This is a genomic window from Kitasatospora sp. NPDC043950, assembly GCF_056435345.1.
The window spans coordinates 8,028-23,189 of sequence record NZ_JBWKER010000046.1; the positions used below are offsets into that span (position 1 = coordinate 8,028).

Consider the following 15,162-nt stretch of genomic DNA (forward strand, 5'->3'; position numbering starts at 1 on the left):
ACCCCCGCCTCCTTTTCTCTGTTCTCCCGCGCGCTACTCGTTCTCTTGGCCCCCCCCCCCCCCCACCCCCCCCGGGACGTCGGGCGTTGCCCGGCCGGGGTGTGCCCGGTGGCGCTGGGCTCAGTAGCGCTGGGCCTTCACCACGACCGGGACCAGGGCCAGGTCGGCCGGCTGGCGGCTGAAGGCGATCGGACTGGCCTTCCCGCCCGGGGCCAGGTTCTCGGCGCCGACGATCGCCGAGTCGACGGCGTGGCCCGACGCATCGGTGAAGTCCACCTGGACCGCGTAGGACGCGGCCTCGCGGGTGCTGTTGACGATGGTCACGACGGCGGCGTGGAGGCCGCCGGTGGTGGATCGCGGCACGCCGGTCAGGGTGATGTCGGAGGTGGCGTTGCCGGGGCCCTCCACGGTCTTGAGCACCTCGGTCGCCTTCGCCCGGTTCTGCGCGGCCTGCGCGTCCGCCGATGCCTCGAACGCCGAGGCGGCGGCCGCCGCCGAGGCCGAGCGCGCGGACGCCGCGGCCGAGGCCGACTCCAGCGCGGAGGCGAAGGCGGAGGGCGGCTCCCCGGAGAAGCTCGACGGGTTGGGCGCCTCCGACAGCGTCGCCCCCGCCGCGTTCGTCGGCGTCGCGGGCCCGGACGAGCTCCCGGATGAGCACGACGCCACGAGGAGGACGGCCGTTCCTGCCGCCGCGGCCAGGGCGCCCACTCTTCGCGGCAGCCGGGGGCCGCCGCCCTGGCTGGTGTACAGCGTACGCATCACGCACAACCCTCCGGTCATCCCGTCATCCGCTCGGCCGTCGGTGGGCACGTGCAAGCCCGCAGCCGCCCGGTTCGTGCTCTCCATGCTTTGTTCTGCACGCCCGGACCACGAGCGGTGCTGGGCCGTCCGGACGGCACGGAGCGATTCCAGCGGTCGGCGGCGGCCGGGCGACCCGCCGCCCGCGCCTGTCGGCACCAGCAGCAGCCGCCCGGGGGAGGCCGGCGCGAGGGCCGGGCGCAGCCGCAGCGCGAGCGGACCGCCGAGCACCGTCCCGGCGCCGGGGAAGCCGAGCAAGGGGCCCGGAAGGCCGTAGGCGTTCGGGCCGAGCCGGTCCGCCCGGATGTAGCCCGGTCGGGTTGAGCGGGGAATCGGCCGGTTCCGGGGAGGGTACGGAGTAGCGGACTTCGAAGCGGCGCCGGAAACGGCGGAGAGGTCAGGAGAACGCGGACGAGGGCGAAACCGCCGGATTCCGAGGAAAGCACCCGTAGTTGACGTTCCGTCCTACCGCCGCCGGCCATCGCGCGCGGTGTGGGCGGCTGTTGTGTGTCGTCCCCCTCGCGGCCTGTGTCGTGTGACTGTTCCCCCTTCCCCGCCGTGGCGCCCCCTCTGTTCCCTCCCCACGAAACCGGAGTACTGCATGCGTGTGCGAACGATGTTCGCCGCCTCCCTGGCCTGCGCCCTCCCGATCACCGGACTGACCGCCGCAGGCGGCGCCGCTGCCGCACAGTCGGTGAACGCGCAGCCGGTGAACGCGCAGCCCGTGCGGGCCGCGGCGGCCGTTCCCGACGACTGCCCGCCGCCGCCCGACGTCACCGATTCGCCGATGGCTGGAAAGTATTACTGCTCCCAGGAGAGATTCGGGCCGGCGGCCATCCCGAACGACGAGCAGGAGTGGCTCGACCCGGACCTCGCGCCCGCAGGGCTCGAGGGCGGCTACAAGGTCAACAACCTCATCGCCAAGGGCTACCTCAGCGAACTCCCGGCAGAGCGGTGCAACGTCACCCCCACCGGTTCCTGACCGGCCCGCATCGCCCGGAAGGGCCGGGGCCGACACTTCCATCAGAAGGAGACAACGCAATGGCGAACCAAGAAGAGCCGTACTCGAACGACCTGGACGAGCTGCTCGCGAAGGTCAGACGGTGGTACCAGGAGGACCACGAGGGCTTCAGGACCATGTACGACGCCACGGTCAAGCACGTGGTGCCGTACCCGGCCGACACCCCGGAGCGGGTGCAGTGCGACTGGAAGGACCAGAACGTCGACTTCCTGTGTACCTTCCTGACGGAGTGGTACAACTCGCAGCCCGGGCTCCACGAAGGGCTGGACTACATCGAGAAGTTCAGCTGGATCAACTACGAGAACGACTACGGCATGGTCTTCGTGACCAGCGGCTCGGGGCGCAAGATCCTCGCGGACTTCACGCACCTGCAAGGCCTGCAGATGGACTCGCCGGAGTCGAAGGTGCTCATCAAGAAGTGGCGCGACCAACTCGGCCGGCACATGGAGGACTTCCAGGAGCCCGAGGGTGGCTGGAAGAACTTCAACGAGTTCTTCGCCCGGGAACTCAAGGACCCGTCGCGGCGGCCGATCGACGCCAGGACCGACAAGAGCGTGGTGGTCGCCCCGGCCGACTGCGTCATCAACATGATCGTCGACGACCTGACCGAGAACACGCCGATCCCGGTCAAGACGGTGACCATGAACGTCAGGCAGCTGCTCGACGACTCCGACTACGCCCAGAGGTTCATCGGCGGCACGGCGGTGTCGTGCATCCTGATGCCCGACGGCTACCACTGGTACCACACCCCGGTGGCGGGCGAAGTGGTCGAGGCCCGCGACCTCGTCCCCGGTGTCTACTACGGGATGCGGGACTTCCCCGAACTGCTCAACAAGGGGAACGTCGGCTACGGCTACGACTACGAGATGTTCGACGACTTCCGCCGGGGATACCTCGTCTACCGCACGGACTACCTGGACGCCAACGGACGCAAGGCCGGCGAGGGGTACGTCGGGCAGGTGATCGTCGGTCTCAACTCGATCGCCTCCGTCAACTTCGAGGAGAAGTTCCGGGGTTCGCTCGACGAGCCGGTCAAGGTGGACAAGGGCGAGCGCGTCGGGAACTTCATGTACGGCGGCTCGCTGAACATCCTGCTGTTCGAGAAGAACCGCTTCCCCGCGCTGCAACTGCTCCAGGGCCAGCGCATCGGCGTCCTGGAGCAGGTGGAACGGACCGAAGGGCTGTTCACCGGCCTCTACCACACGCCGTCCCGGCGCCGCCGCCCCCTGGCTCCCTGAGCCCGCTGCCGAACGGACGGTGAAACCATGCCCTCAGACCTCGTCACCTCGATTCCGGCGAACATCCCCAACACCCTGCGCATCGACTTCCACACCGAGGACACCAAGAAGGTCCGCTCGTACGCCGGACACGTGCACCTCGACAGCACCGAGCACCGGCACCCGCAGAAGAAGAACCACCTGTTCTACTGGTTCTTCGAGAGCCAGACCTGCAACCCCCACGTCGCCGTCCACGACCAGCAGGAGCTGATCAGCCGGACGCCCCTGCTGATCTGGCTCAACGGCGGCCCCGGCGCCTCCTCGCTGCTCGGGCTGTTCCTGGAGAACGGACCGCTGTCCATCGGCGACGACGCCGCCGGAACGGTGTCGGTCTCGCCCCACAGCTGGAACCAGGAAGCGCACGTCGTCTTCTGGGACCAGCCCATCGGCACCGGGTACAGCTACGCCGACGACGCCCTGGAGTACGTCCGGGACGAGGAGGCCCTCGGCCGGATGTTCTGCGACGCCCTCCAGGGGTTCCTCGACGCGCACCCGGAGTACGCGCAGTGCCCGCTGTACGTCTGCGGCGAGAGCTACGCCGGCAAGTACGTGCCGGCGATCGCGCTGGAGATCGACGCGCGGAACACGGAGAACGCGGGCGGGCGCATCAACTTGCAGGGCATCGCCGTCGGCAACGGCTGGATCAAGCCCGAGCTGTCACTGCGCGTCCTGATCGACTACGCCTACGCGGCCGGCTTCCTCGGCATCAGCCAGAAGGAAGCCCTGGAGAAGTCCTACCAGGACTTCAAGAGCACCCTCGACGCGGGAGACCTGGAGGGGGCCACCGAACTCGGCAACGACCTGGTGGCCACGACCCTGGCCTACGGCGGGAACTTCGACGTCTACGACGTGCGGCGCTGGGACGACCTGTCGATGGGGGCGCTGCGCACCTATCTGAACAGCGCGGACGTGAAGGAGGCCCTGCACGTCCCGCCGAACGTCACCTGGCAGTGCGCCGACAACGAGGGTCCGGTGGCGGAAGCGCTGGTGCGGGACAACATGGCGGACTGCACCGGGCAGTACGCCCAGATCATCGAAAGGGGATACCGGACCCTGCTCTACACCGGGAACTTCGACGCCGCCTGCGGGTACCGGAGCACCGAGGAGATCCTGGACGACCTCATGACACGAGAGGGCGAGCAGGCGGAGTGGCGCAACGCTCCCCGGCTGGTCTGGACGCAGGCCCAGGGGAACCCGAAGGGATTCGTCCGCCGCCACGGCAACCTGACGCAGGTCAGCGTGCCCGACTCCGGACACCAGGTGCCGGCGTACCAGCCGGAGATCTGCCGGGAGCTGCTCTACAACTGGCTCTTCGAACGCCCCTTCCCCGGTTACGACCCGCAGCAGGCGCGCAAGCAGAGCGGCGACGGCGGCCTGCGCAGAGGCTGACCGCACCGTCGGGGTCGCCCCTGCCCCCGCTCCCCGCTGCTCGGGGGGCGGGGGCGGCGGAGCCGGCCGCACGACTCGGGCGGTCGCCCGCCGTCCCCGGCGGGGCGGTGAGGTGCGGTCAGAGGAGCCGGTCGCGGTGGCGGGCGGCGGTTTCGCGGACGAGACGGGCGAAGTTCTCGCGGCTGTGGTGCCGGTGCTGTTCGGCCCGTTCGTCGTCCAGGTCCGCGTCGTCCAGGTCCGCGTCGTCCGGGCCCGCGTCGGCCAAGCCTGCGTCATCGGTGCCGAGGTGCTCTTCGTCGAGGTCGTCGTACTCGGTGTGGAGGACCCAGCAGCCGTGGATGCCGGCGAGGAGGTCTTCGAGGAGGTCGCGGGCGGGGCGCCTGGGGTCGAGGGGGGTGAGGCGCAGGCCGGTGTCCTCCGGGTCGGTCTCCTCGTCGTCGGTGTAGTCCTCGGTGTAGTCGTCGAGGGCCCCGTCGAGGTCTTCGAGTTGTTCGCGCAGGCCGGCGGGGTCGGGGAGGAGGCCGTCGGCGATGTGGAGGGCGTGGCGGACGAGGCCGGTGACGGCGTCGTGGGGGGTGTGGCCGGCGTCGAGGAGTTCGAGGACGAGGGTGGGGGTCTGGTGCGGGAGGTCCTCGATGCTGTCGGCTTCGAGCAGGACGGCGGTGGCGTCGTGGCCGGAGGCGCCGGCGGCGACCTCGGCCGCGGCGGCGAGCCAGTGCGCGGCCGCGACGGCGGCGGCGGTCGGGTCGACGTCGGAGAAGAGGGCGAGGGAGCCGAAGGGGTTCTGCTCCAGCAGGTGGTCGGCGGCGGCGACCTGGACGGGGGAGGCGTCCTCGCGGCTGAGCAGGACGGCCTGCTGGGCGCGGCCGGTGAGGTTGCCGAGTTCGGCGCTCTCGACGGCGGTGAGTTCGGTGACGGTCTCGGCGAGGACGGCCTTCGTCAACTCGGCTTCGTCGAGGGCGTGCAGGGCGCGGCCGGCCTGGTGGGCGGATTCCAGCAGGGGACTGTAGGAGACGGTGAGCAGGCCGCCGTGGGGCAGGTTCGGCGCGGCCACGGCCTCGGCGACCTCGCTGAAGGTGTCGCGTTCCTGCTCGCGGCGCCAGCCTTCGGTGTCGGGTTCGAGGGAGCCGGCGGCGCTGGCGGGGTGGGTGTAGGTGCGCCAGGCCGCCTCCGACAGGCGGGTCAGCGCGCCGGCCAGGCGCAGGAGCGTGGCGCCGGCCGCGTCGGCCGGGAGGGCGGTGATCCGGGTGGCGAGGTCGCCTTCGCCGGTTCCCCAGGTGGCGATGAGCTCGTGCCGGTTCGGGTCGACGCTGTAGCGGGTCATGATGCCTACCTTCGGGGACGCGCGGCTGATTGCTCGGCTGACGGCAATTCTGGCGCATCGTCAGGTGGCGGCGGGTGAAGCCCAGCCCGGGCGCGAGCGCAGGAGCCTCGCGCCCGGTCCCGTTCACAGCAGCAGACGGCCGCGGGTTTCGGGCATCCAGCGGGCCAGGGCCAGGGCGGACGCCGCGCTGATCGCCGCGTACACACCGAACGCCCCGCCGAGCGACAACTCCTGCACGAGGGGGAGGAACGTGGTCGCCACGACGAAGTCCGTTGCCCAGTGGGCCGCGGTGGCCAGACTCATCAGGACTCCGCGGGCACCCGCCGGGTAGATCTCGGCGATGTAGACCCAGAAGACGGCAGCAGGGCCCACCGCTCCCGCCATGATGAAGACACACAGCAGCGCTGCGGTCGGCGCCCCCGTGTGCCCGAGCGGCTGTGCCACCGCGATGCCGACGGCCGCGACCGCCATGACCAGCAGCCCTCCGATCATCGTCTTCCGGCGGCCGACCCGGTCGAGCATGGCGATGGTGACGACGGTGGCGGCCACGTTGCACAGTCCGACCAGGACAGCTCCCCGGATGCCTCCGGCAGCGGTCATGCCGCTTCCGCCCAGGATGGTCGGCACGTAGTAGATCGCGGTGTTCAGACCGGTCAGATGGACCAGGACGGCGATCGCCAGTCCCAGCGCGACCCAGCGGGGACCGGCCAGCGCGCAGGCCTGCCGGAGGCTCGCAGCGGGGGCGGCGGTGGGCCGTGCGACGGTTGCGGTCGCGGGGCCGGCGGTGGGCCGTGCGGCGGTCGCCGTCGCGGGGCGGCCACCGGGGCGGGCGGCTGTGCCGCCCGGGGCGGGCGGGGACAGGCGCCGGGCGGCGCTCGCCGCCCGGGCGGTGTCTCCCCTGGAGTGCAGCCAGTCCGGCGACTCGGGCACCAGGCACATGCCGGCCATCAGCACGCACGCGGGCAGGAGCCCGAGAGCGAGCATCCAGCGCCAGGCCCCCGCGGGTTCCAGGAGATAGGCCACCACGTAGGACAGCAGGAGCCCGATCGTGATCATGAGTTGGTTCAGTGTGACGAGCGCGCCGCGTCGGGCGGGCGGAGAGATCTCGGAGATGTACAGCGGGACCGCGAACGAGACGGCCCCCAGGGCGAGTCCGACGAGGAACCGCCCGGTGAGGAGCGCGGTGGAGCTCGAGGCCGCCGCCGAAGCCGCCGTTCCGAGGGCGTACACGGCCGCGGCGGCGCCGATGACCGGTCGGCGCCCGAACCTGTCCGCCAGCCGCCCGCTGGTGAGGGCGGTGAGCGCCGCGCCGAGGAGGGCGGCCGACACGACCGCCCCCTGCTGCCACGACGACAGGGCGAAGGTGGTGGCGACCAGCCGCAGGACTCCGGCGATCACCCCGATTCCGTAGCCGAACAGCAGCCCTCCGACGGAGGCGACGCCCACGGTCAACAGCCGCGCGGTGCCCGGGGGGACGGGCGCCGTCATGGCGAGACCCCTGCGCCGCCGTCGACATGGTCATAGGACGGGGCCAAGCCCATGGGATGCCCTTCTTCGAAGTGCCGTAGGCAGGGGTGGGGCGAGGCCGGGTCAGGCCGCCGGGAATCCGCCGCCCACGCCGATGACCGCCCCGCCCCCGGGCACCGAGCCGAGATGATCACCCGCTTCGCAATCCGGGAGCAGACTACCGGCGTCACCGGCCGACCGGCCGCAACCTGAGCACGCCCCGACGCACCGTCAGAAACGTCTTATGGTCGGATCAACGCGAGGACCTCGTCCCGGAGGTGCTCCATGGTCTCCTGGTCGTGCGCCTCCACGTTGACCCGAAGGACCGGTTCGGTGTTCGAGGGGCGCAGGTTGAAACGACTTCCGCCCGGCAGGCCGACCGTCAGACCGTCGAGCCGGTCCGTGGTCACCCCGGCCCGGTGCCGGTAGCGCTCCTCCACCTCCCGGATCGTGGCCGGGACGTCGGCGACGACGCAGTTGAGTTCACCGGACAGCGCGAAGCGACTGTGCGCGGCGATCACGGCGGACAGCGGCCGGTCCTGTCCGCCGAGGGCGGCCAACACGTGGAGCGCGGCGAGCATGCCGCTGTCGGCACGCCAGAAGTCCCTGAAGAAGTAGTGCCCGGAGTGCTCTCCGCCGAACACGGCGTTGTGCTGCGCCATGAGCGCCTTGACGTGGGAGTGCCCCACGCGGGACCGGAAGGGGCGTCCGCCGTGGCGGCGGATGCTCCGCACCGTGGCCTCCGCGGTGATCAGGTTGTACACGATGGCCGAGCCGGGGTGCCGTGCCAGCTCCCGGCCTGCGATCAGGCTGATGACGGCGGACGGCGAGACCGGCTGACCGCCTTCGTCGACGAAGAAGCAACGGTCGGCGTCACCGTCGAAGGCGAGTCCGATGTCGGCCCCCTGCCTGCGGACCTCGGCCTGGAGGTCGACGAGGTTCCTGGGGTCGATGGGGTTGGCCTCGTGGTGGGGGAACGTGCCGTCGAGTTCGAAGTAGAGCGGGACGAGGTCGACGGGCAGGCCCGCGAAGACCTCCGGGGCGGTCAGGCCGGCCATGCCGTTGCCCGCGTCGGCGACGACCCTGAGGGGCCGGATCCCGGTGAGGTCGACGAGCTGCCGCAGGTGTGCCGCGTACTCCTTGAGGAGTGGTCTTTCCGTACGGGTGCCGCGGGACGTGGCGGGTGCGGCGCGTTCCCCCGCGACGAGCCAATCGCGGATCCGGCCGAGGCCCGTGTTCTCCCCCAGGGGGGCCGCGCCGCTCAGGCACAGCTTGATGCCGTTGTCCTTCGCGGGGTTGTGGCTGGCGGTGATCATGGCGCCGGGAAGTCCGAGCGATCCACTGGCGTAGTAGAGGTAGTCGGTGGAGCCGAGCCCGGCGTCGATGACATCGGCACCGGCCCGGCGGGCGCCGTCGCTGAACGCCCGCACCAGCATGGCCGAGGAAGGGCGCATGTCTCTGGCCACCACCACCTGCGGGGCGTTGGTGAAGCGGATGAACAGGCCGCCGATGCGTTCCGCGACCTCGCCGTCGAGTTCGGCGGGGACTTCCCCGCGGATGTCGTAGGCCTTGACCAGTCGCGCGTAGTCGGACACGGTCACCCCTTCACGAGGTCGGGGCCGCGGACGCCGACTGCCGGCGACGCGCCATGGCCACCCGGTAGCCGTCCAGGGTGTCCGCGACCATCCTGCGGCTGCTGAACTCCCGTTCCGCCGTGGTGTACGCGTTGGCCGCGAGCTCGGCGGCCAACGCCTCGTCGGTGAGCACCCGCAGTATCCCTTCGGCCAGTGCGGGCGGGTCGGCCGCCGGCACGAGCAGGCCGTCGACGCCGTCGGTGATGACGTCGCTGATGCCGATGACGCGGGTGCCGACGACGGGCTTGCCGGCGCGCATCGCCTCGACCACGCTGAACGGAAGTCCCTCCGCCAGGGAGGGCTGGACCACCAGATCCGCCGCAGCGTAGACGGCGGGCATCGTCTCGGCCCCGAAGTCCTGGCGGAGAGTGACCAGTTCTGCCACACCGCCGCGTTCGAGCCGGTCCCACACGCTCTTCTCGTACGCGTAGTCCGAGACCCTCCCCGACAGGAGCACCCGCACCTCGGGCAACTCCGCCGCGACCAGGGGCAGTGCCGCGGCCAGGTCGAGCTGGGCCTTGCGGGCGGACATCCGGCCCGGGAGGACGACCAGCCGGTGGTCGGGGGCGACGCCGAGTTCGGCGCGCAGCGCGGAGCGCAGGTTCCGGGCCACGTCGTCCGGCGGGGCGTCGGGAACGCCGTTGTGGACGAGCCTGATGCGGTCGGCTGGGGCGCCGAAGCGGGCGGCGCGCTCGGCGAAGAAGCGGCTGGGGACGAAGTGCATGTCGACGGGGAGGGTCTGGTACGACAGGCGGCACCGGCCACGGCCGAACCGCTCCAGGTCGGGGTTCTGCTCGTGCAGCGAGCACACCAGTGCGGCGTCCGTTTCGAGCGCCACGATGCTCGCGAGGATCAGCGTCTCATGGCTGTTGGCGTGGACGACGTCGAAGCTCTCGCCCTTGAGCACGGCCCCGAGTTCGTCGAGGACGGAGTACTGCATCTGCCGCCATCTCACCTTGTCCCGCGCGTCCACGCGGTCCGCGAAGTCGCGCAGCCGCACGACCCGCCCCGCGTCCTCCTCGCGGTCCCCGGGCAGGTGGTCCAGCCACGACCCGTCGGTCGCGATGACGACGTCGTGGCCGTCGGCCACCAGCCCTTCGCACAACAGCCGGGCATAGGTCTCGGCCCCGCCGTGCAGGGGTTCGTAACTGGAGGTCAGCATCAGGACTTTCATCGGTCCGCCCTTTCGGTGAGCCAGGGAATGAGCCCACGGCCGGCGTCCTCGCCGGCCTCGCGCAGCGAATCGGGAGTGCCCACGTCCCGCCAGTAGCCGGTGAGCCGGTGCGCCCCCACGCGTTCGCCGGCGGCCATCAGCGCGGGGGCGAGTTCCCTGGCGTAGTCGTAGACGACGTCCTCGGGGATGTGCGCGATGACGCGGGGGTCCAGGCAGTAGACCCCGGCGCTGATCCAGTGCGTCTCGTCGTCGGGGACGTCGGGCTTCTCCCGGGCGCCGCGGATCCGACCACCGGGGTCGATGTCCAGCACGCCGTAGCGGCGGGCCTGCCGGATCCGCGTACAGGCGAACGTCAGGGCGTACCCTCCGCGCGTGTGCGCGTCGACGAGCCGTTGGAGCGGCTCGCCCATGATGACGTCGCAGGAGGTGACGAGCACGGCGTCGAAGGCGGCCAGTTCCTCGTGGAACAGCCGCAGCGCCCCGGCGGGCCCGGTGAGGCGGGGCTCGGTCCGGGCGTGGACGGGCACCTTCACCGTGGTGCCGTCGAGGAAGCGAAGGATCTGCTCGGCCTGGTAGTGCAGATTGAGGTAGACGTCCGTGACGTCGGTCTCGGCACACCGGTTCAGCAGGTGTCCCAGCAGCGGCTTGCCCGCCAGGGGCAGGAGCGGCTTGGGCGTCCGGGCGGTGAGTGCTCCCATCCGGCTGCCGCGCCCGGCTGCCAGGATCATCCCCGCCAGCCTCATCCGGTCTGCCCCGCCTCGGCGGAGTCCGTCTTCTGGAGGGGGCGTGCGGTCAGCCAGGACACGACGGAGTCGACCCCGTCCTCCAGCGTCGTCCCGGCGGTCCAGCCCAGCTGGGCCTGGGCGCGGGAGGGATCCAGGCACCCCCTGCGCACTTCTCCCGCCAGCGGCGGCCCGAAGCGGGGCGGCAGCGAACGGCCGGTCCGCTTCTCGACCGCCTGATGGATGTCCAGGACCGAACTCTCCTGGCCCTTACCGATGTTGATCAGACCGTGCCCCTGGTCCATGGCCCGCACGAACGCATCGGCCACGTCGCTCACATGCACGTAGTCGCGGGTCTGCAGGCCGTCCCCGTTGATGACGCAGGTCTGCCCGGAGAGCATGCGCTGCGCGAAGATGGAGACGACTCCCGCCTCACCGAACGGGGTCTGGCGGGGGCCGAAGACGTTGCCGAGGGCGAGCGCGACGTAGTCCAGGCCGTAGGTCTCGTGGTAAAGGCGCAGGTAGTCGACGGCGACGGACTTGGTCAGCCCGTAGAAGGAGCTGGGCACCCGGCCCGCGGACTCCTTGATGGGCACCCCGTCCTCACCGGCGGGCCCGTAGATCGTCCCGCCGCTGGAGGCGAACACGACCTTGCGGCTCCGGCTGCGCCGCGCCGCTTCGAGCATCCGGACCAGGCCGATGACGTTGACCTGGGCGTCCAGCAGGGGATCCCGCATCGACACCTTCACGCTGAACTGTGCGGCCAGCAGCAGCAGCACCTCGGGCGCGAAGGCCTCCACCGCGGCCGCGGTGGACTCGTCGACCACGTCGGCCGTGAGAACGCTCAACTCGGGCCAACGGGCCTCGCTCTCGGCGAGATTGGCCCGATCGCCGGTGGAGAAGTCGTCCACCACCAGGACGCGGTGTCCCTGTGCACACAACCGGTCGACGATGTGCGAGCCGATGAACCCGCCGCCACCCGTGACGACAACCTTGCTCATGCCTTGGTCTCCTCTCGTGGTTCGCCAATGTGGTTCACATCCGGATCCGCCGGATCACGCCGGCGGATCACGCCGGCGGATCCGCGTAGCCGCACCGCAGCCGGACGTCGTCCTGGAGGATGCGCGGGCCGTCGGCTGCCGGGGACACGACCGGGATCGCCGCGGTGGCGGCGGCCGTGTCCCCGGCCCGCACGACACGGTCGGGGAAGTGGCCGGGGCGCGACGCCCGAGTGGCCGTGAGTTCCTCTCCCGATGTCTTCCTGACTTTCGGCCCTCCAGGCCCTTACGCGGCGCCCTTCTTGATGCGGTATCCGATCGCCGTCACGGGGTTGTCGACGAACATGCGGTGAACCGCCGTGTCATCGAATCCGATGGAGAGAATGTTCTGCCGCTGCTGCTCATAACCGCTCGACCCCGCTGCCACGGCCCCGTCGTCACGCAGCCACAGCGGATTGTGGTCACTCCGGGAAAGCGGCTCCTGAGCCATCGTGGCGACCTCGGTGTGGTCGGTCAGCGCGATGAGGCGGTCCACGCCCAGGTATTCGACGGTGCGCCGGCAGATTTCGAGGTCGACGTGGTACCCGTCGAAGTTGATGCACGGGTACAGGAGGGACTCGCGTGCGGAGCGCAGCATTTCGGCTGGAACAGGGCCGAGCAGTTCCCGGAGGTCGGTCTCGTTCCAGTCGGGATCGAGCACCCGCCGCAGTTCGACTTCGCGGTTGACCCGCTCCTGCGGCGTGCGCCAGGAATGCGTGAAGTTCCGCGGGGTGTCGTTGTACAGATGGTCGGTCAGGACCAGGTACGGGGAGGAGTCGTAGCGGCTGTGCAGGAATTCGAGCACTTCCCGCAGTCGGACGGCGCTGCGCTCGGGCGCCTCTCGGTGGAAGTGCCCCACGGCGATCCGGAGCCCCTGCTCGTAGAAGCTGGTGAGCAGGTCGGCGAAGGTGGGACCGGCGTCGATGCGCTCGTCCAGGGCCATGGCGTCGGGCGCCATCACGATGTAGCGCAGGCCGAGCGGGCCGAGGGACGCGATGACGTCCCACTCCTTCGCCGACGGGAACCACCGTCCGGCCCGCGGTATCCCTCCCTGCGGCCCGAGCAGCGGGCCCTCGATCGCGAAACCGGCGATGTTGGGAACTGCGTTCGCCTGTTCGAGCCGGTGGTACTCCTGGAGGACCTCCACCAGGCGGGGGAGATTCTCCCGCCGCAGGTAGACGGTCGGCAGAATTCCGTACTCACGGGATTCCGCAGCCTTCTGGACCTCGGGGAGGTCCTCGGGCGAGATGGTCGAGAAATCGAAGTCATCGATTCCGTGGAAGTGGTAGAGAAGGGCCTTCACTTTTACCCTCGTTCCGTCTCGGACTATTCCTTGGACGGTTGGATTGGGTGCCGTCTCCACAGCTACGGCTATCGACTTCCTGAGGCTTTTCTCATTGTCACGATCGACCTCACGAGTCGTCGCCGGGAGCAGCACGTCCTGCTGCACGCTCCGTGGACTGGCCTGCGGATAACACGGCAGTGCCAAAAGAACGGAGACTGTACGTACAAGCATCCGTCGCCCGAGGGGTGATGAAAACAGAATCCTCGACAGTGTCCTGAAGTCACTGCGGCCTGGCGCACCTTGGTGCCTTGACAGTGGCCTTACAATTCGGGGTAAGTATGTGGTGATTATGTGCTGGCGACGCCGGGCGGCACGGTTTTCGCCCGGGGGCTGTTACGGGTGTTGCCGTTGTTCCTCCCCGCCGGATCATGCTTTTCGCGGCCGGGATGACCGGTGATCTGGGCCTTCACCGGCGGATTCCGGAACCCGCCTGGTCAGCACCCGTAACAGCCCGTCCGGCGTCAGTGCGTGAGGAGCCGGCGGAGGAAGACGTCCGGGACGTGGTTGGTGTCGCCGGGGACGAGGGTGCCGTCCTCGGAGGTGAACAGCACGGCGCTGCCGGAGGCGTCGGTGTACGGGTTGTCCGAGGTGCCGGTGCTCGCGGTGCCGTCCGCGGCCGCGCCGGCGAGTTCGACGGCTCCGGTGGCGAGGTCGCGGCGGAACACGTTCTGCTGCCCGCCGTCGACGCCGGGGACGAGGTTGCCGGCGTCGGAGACGAAGTAGACCCAGCGGTCGTCGTAGGACATGGTGCCGCGGCCGGCGGAGCCGACCGTGGTGGTGCCGGGTAGCGGGGTGGTCACCCTGGTCACGGTGCCGGTGCGCAGGTCGCGGGTGTAGAGCTCCTGGTGGCGGCCGAGGATCGGCCCGCCGGGCGCGTCGAGGGTGTAGACGGCGTACCGTCCGTCGGGGCTGAGGGTGGCGTCCAGGCCGGTGTTGGCGAGCAGGCCGGCGGGGTCGGTGCTCGCGCCGCTGATCACCCCGGTGTGCTGGTCGAACACGTAGAAGGGGTAGGAGGCGTGCCCGAGGATCGCGGGGGAGTCCCCGTGGTCCGTGTGGTCCTCGGGAGCGGTGGGGGCTGTGGGGGCTGCGGGGCTCTGGGTGGGAGCCGGAAGCAGGTTGTACGCGCGGGACTTGAAGCCGATGACGCGGCCGTCGGCGCTGATCGAGGGCAGGTAGGAGTCGCCGTTGCCCGGTTTGCCGTTCACCCCGAGGGTGACCAGGCGGGTGGTGCCCTCCCGGCGGTCGGTGACGTAGATGTTCTCCTTGGTGAACGTGCCGACCGGCGCGAGGTCGGTCCGGGAGGAGGAGAAGGCCACGAAGCGGCCGTCCCAACTGGCCACCGCGTCACGGGAGATGCGGCCGTCCTGGCCGGTGGCCGCCGGGTCGCCGGCGGTGATCAGCTCGGTGACGCCGTCCCGGAGGTCGCGGAGGTAGACCTCCCCGCCGCTGTTGGCCCGGTGGCCGGGGAGCACATTGGTGGCCTTGGTGTTGAACGCGACGAAGCGGCCGTCGCCGCTGATCGACGCCTGGGTGGTGGGGGCGTCGAGCTGGGCGCCGTCCGCGCCGACGCTGACGCGTTGGGTGCGGCCGGTGTGCAGGTCCCGGACGAAGACGTCCGTCGCCCCGTTGGTGTCGCCGGGCACCAGGTTGGTCGCGTCCGAGGAGAACAGCGCGTAGCGGCCGTCGGCGCTCAGCCCCAGGGCGGCGGACGCGCCGTCCGGCTGGGTGCCGTCGAGGCCGACGCTCACCCGGACGATCCCGCCCGTGCGCGGATGCGCTTCGGCGGCTGGGGCGGCGAGGCCGGCCAGTACGGCGGCGAGCAGGGCGCAGCCGCCGCGCAGCAGCCCGCGCCGGGGGTGTGTGGTGGTCATGAGGTGGGTCCTCCCCTTGGTGGGTGACGACGGCGCGGGCGGTGCCACCCTGGTGGGTGGCACC

The 15,162-nt window shown here is 70.7% G+C and carries 12 protein-coding genes and 1 pseudogene; 3 read left to right on the plus strand and 10 right to left on the minus strand.

From position 1 onward, the window contains the following. Window positions 1-120 precede the first annotated feature (120 nt). A complete protein-coding gene (locus AC07BF_RS27505; RefSeq protein WP_363586265.1) occupies window positions 121-759 on the minus strand; it encodes a hypothetical protein in 639 nt (212 codons plus the stop codon). A 640-nt stretch (window positions 760-1,399) separates the two neighbouring features. Between AC07BF_RS27505 and AC07BF_RS27510 the strand changes: the two genes are divergently transcribed. The 3 genes from AC07BF_RS27510 to AC07BF_RS27520 are packed head-to-tail and all read left to right on the plus strand — an operon-like array spanning window position 1,400 to window position 4,485. Further along, window positions 1,400-1,780, plus strand: a complete 381-nt coding sequence (locus AC07BF_RS27510; RefSeq protein WP_363586266.1) for a hypothetical protein — start codon at window positions 1,400-1,402, stop codon at window positions 1,778-1,780. 59 nt (window positions 1,781-1,839) lie between these two features. Further along, the gene (locus AC07BF_RS27515; protein WP_363586267.1) at window positions 1,840-3,057 is read left to right on the plus strand and encodes a phosphatidylserine decarboxylase; all 1,218 of its coding nucleotides are present in this window, start codon (window positions 1,840-1,842) and stop codon (window positions 3,055-3,057) included. Window positions 3,058-3,084: 27 nt separating this feature from the next. Beyond that, a complete protein-coding gene (locus AC07BF_RS27520; RefSeq protein ID WP_363632991.1) occupies window positions 3,085-4,485 on the plus strand; it encodes a S10 family serine carboxypeptidase-like protein in 1,401 nt (466 codons plus the stop codon). A 118-nt stretch (window positions 4,486-4,603) separates the two neighbouring features. Here the strand turns inward: AC07BF_RS27520 and AC07BF_RS27525 are convergent, their stop codons facing one another. The 9 genes and pseudogenes from AC07BF_RS27525 to AC07BF_RS27565 all read right to left on the minus strand — a co-directional run bounded on the left by AC07BF_RS27525 (window position 4,604) and on the right by AC07BF_RS27565 (window position 15,098). Continuing rightward, window positions 4,604-5,809 (minus strand): hypothetical protein, encoded by a 1,206-nt coding sequence (locus AC07BF_RS27525; protein WP_478334056.1) that lies wholly within the window; start codon window positions 5,807-5,809, stop codon window positions 4,604-4,606. Window positions 5,810-5,932: 123 nt separating this feature from the next. Then, on the minus strand, window positions 5,933-7,297 hold the full coding sequence (locus AC07BF_RS27530) for a sugar porter family MFS transporter (protein WP_478334057.1): 1,365 nt from the start codon (window positions 7,295-7,297) through the stop codon (window positions 5,933-5,935). Window positions 7,298-7,557: 260 nt separating this feature from the next. After that, window positions 7,558-8,910 (minus strand): phosphomannomutase/phosphoglucomutase, encoded by a 1,353-nt coding sequence (locus tag AC07BF_RS27535; protein WP_363632996.1) that lies wholly within the window; start codon window positions 8,908-8,910, stop codon window positions 7,558-7,560. Window positions 8,911-8,920: 10 nt separating this feature from the next. Next, a complete protein-coding gene (locus tag AC07BF_RS27540; protein WP_400808086.1) occupies window positions 8,921-10,111 on the minus strand; it encodes a glycosyltransferase family 4 protein in 1,191 nt (396 codons plus the stop codon). A gap of 8 nt (window positions 10,112-10,119) precedes the next feature. Then, the gene (locus tag AC07BF_RS27545) at window positions 10,120-10,851 is read right to left on the minus strand and encodes a nucleotidyltransferase family protein (RefSeq protein WP_363632999.1); all 732 of its coding nucleotides are present in this window, start codon (window positions 10,849-10,851) and stop codon (window positions 10,120-10,122) included. 11 nt (window positions 10,852-10,862) lie between these two features. Further along, the gene (locus tag AC07BF_RS27550) at window positions 10,863-11,846 is read right to left on the minus strand and encodes an NAD-dependent epimerase/dehydratase family protein (protein WP_363586274.1); all 984 of its coding nucleotides are present in this window, start codon (window positions 11,844-11,846) and stop codon (window positions 10,863-10,865) included. Window positions 11,847-12,129: 283 nt separating this feature from the next. Further along, window positions 12,130-13,185: a hypothetical protein gene (locus AC07BF_RS27555; protein WP_363586275.1), complete on the minus strand. Its 1,056-nt coding sequence runs from the start codon at window positions 13,183-13,185 to the stop codon at window positions 12,130-12,132. A 353-nt stretch (window positions 13,186-13,538) separates the two neighbouring features. Continuing rightward, window positions 13,539-13,680 (minus strand): annotated as a pseudogene (locus AC07BF_RS27560) (IS256 family transposase); the annotation flags it as partial. An 8-nt stretch (window positions 13,681-13,688) separates the two neighbouring features. Next, window positions 13,689-15,098, minus strand: coding sequence for a hypothetical protein (locus AC07BF_RS27565; protein ID WP_478334058.1), 1,410 nt, complete (start codon window positions 15,096-15,098; stop codon window positions 13,689-13,691). Window positions 15,099-15,162: the final 64 nt, after the last annotated feature.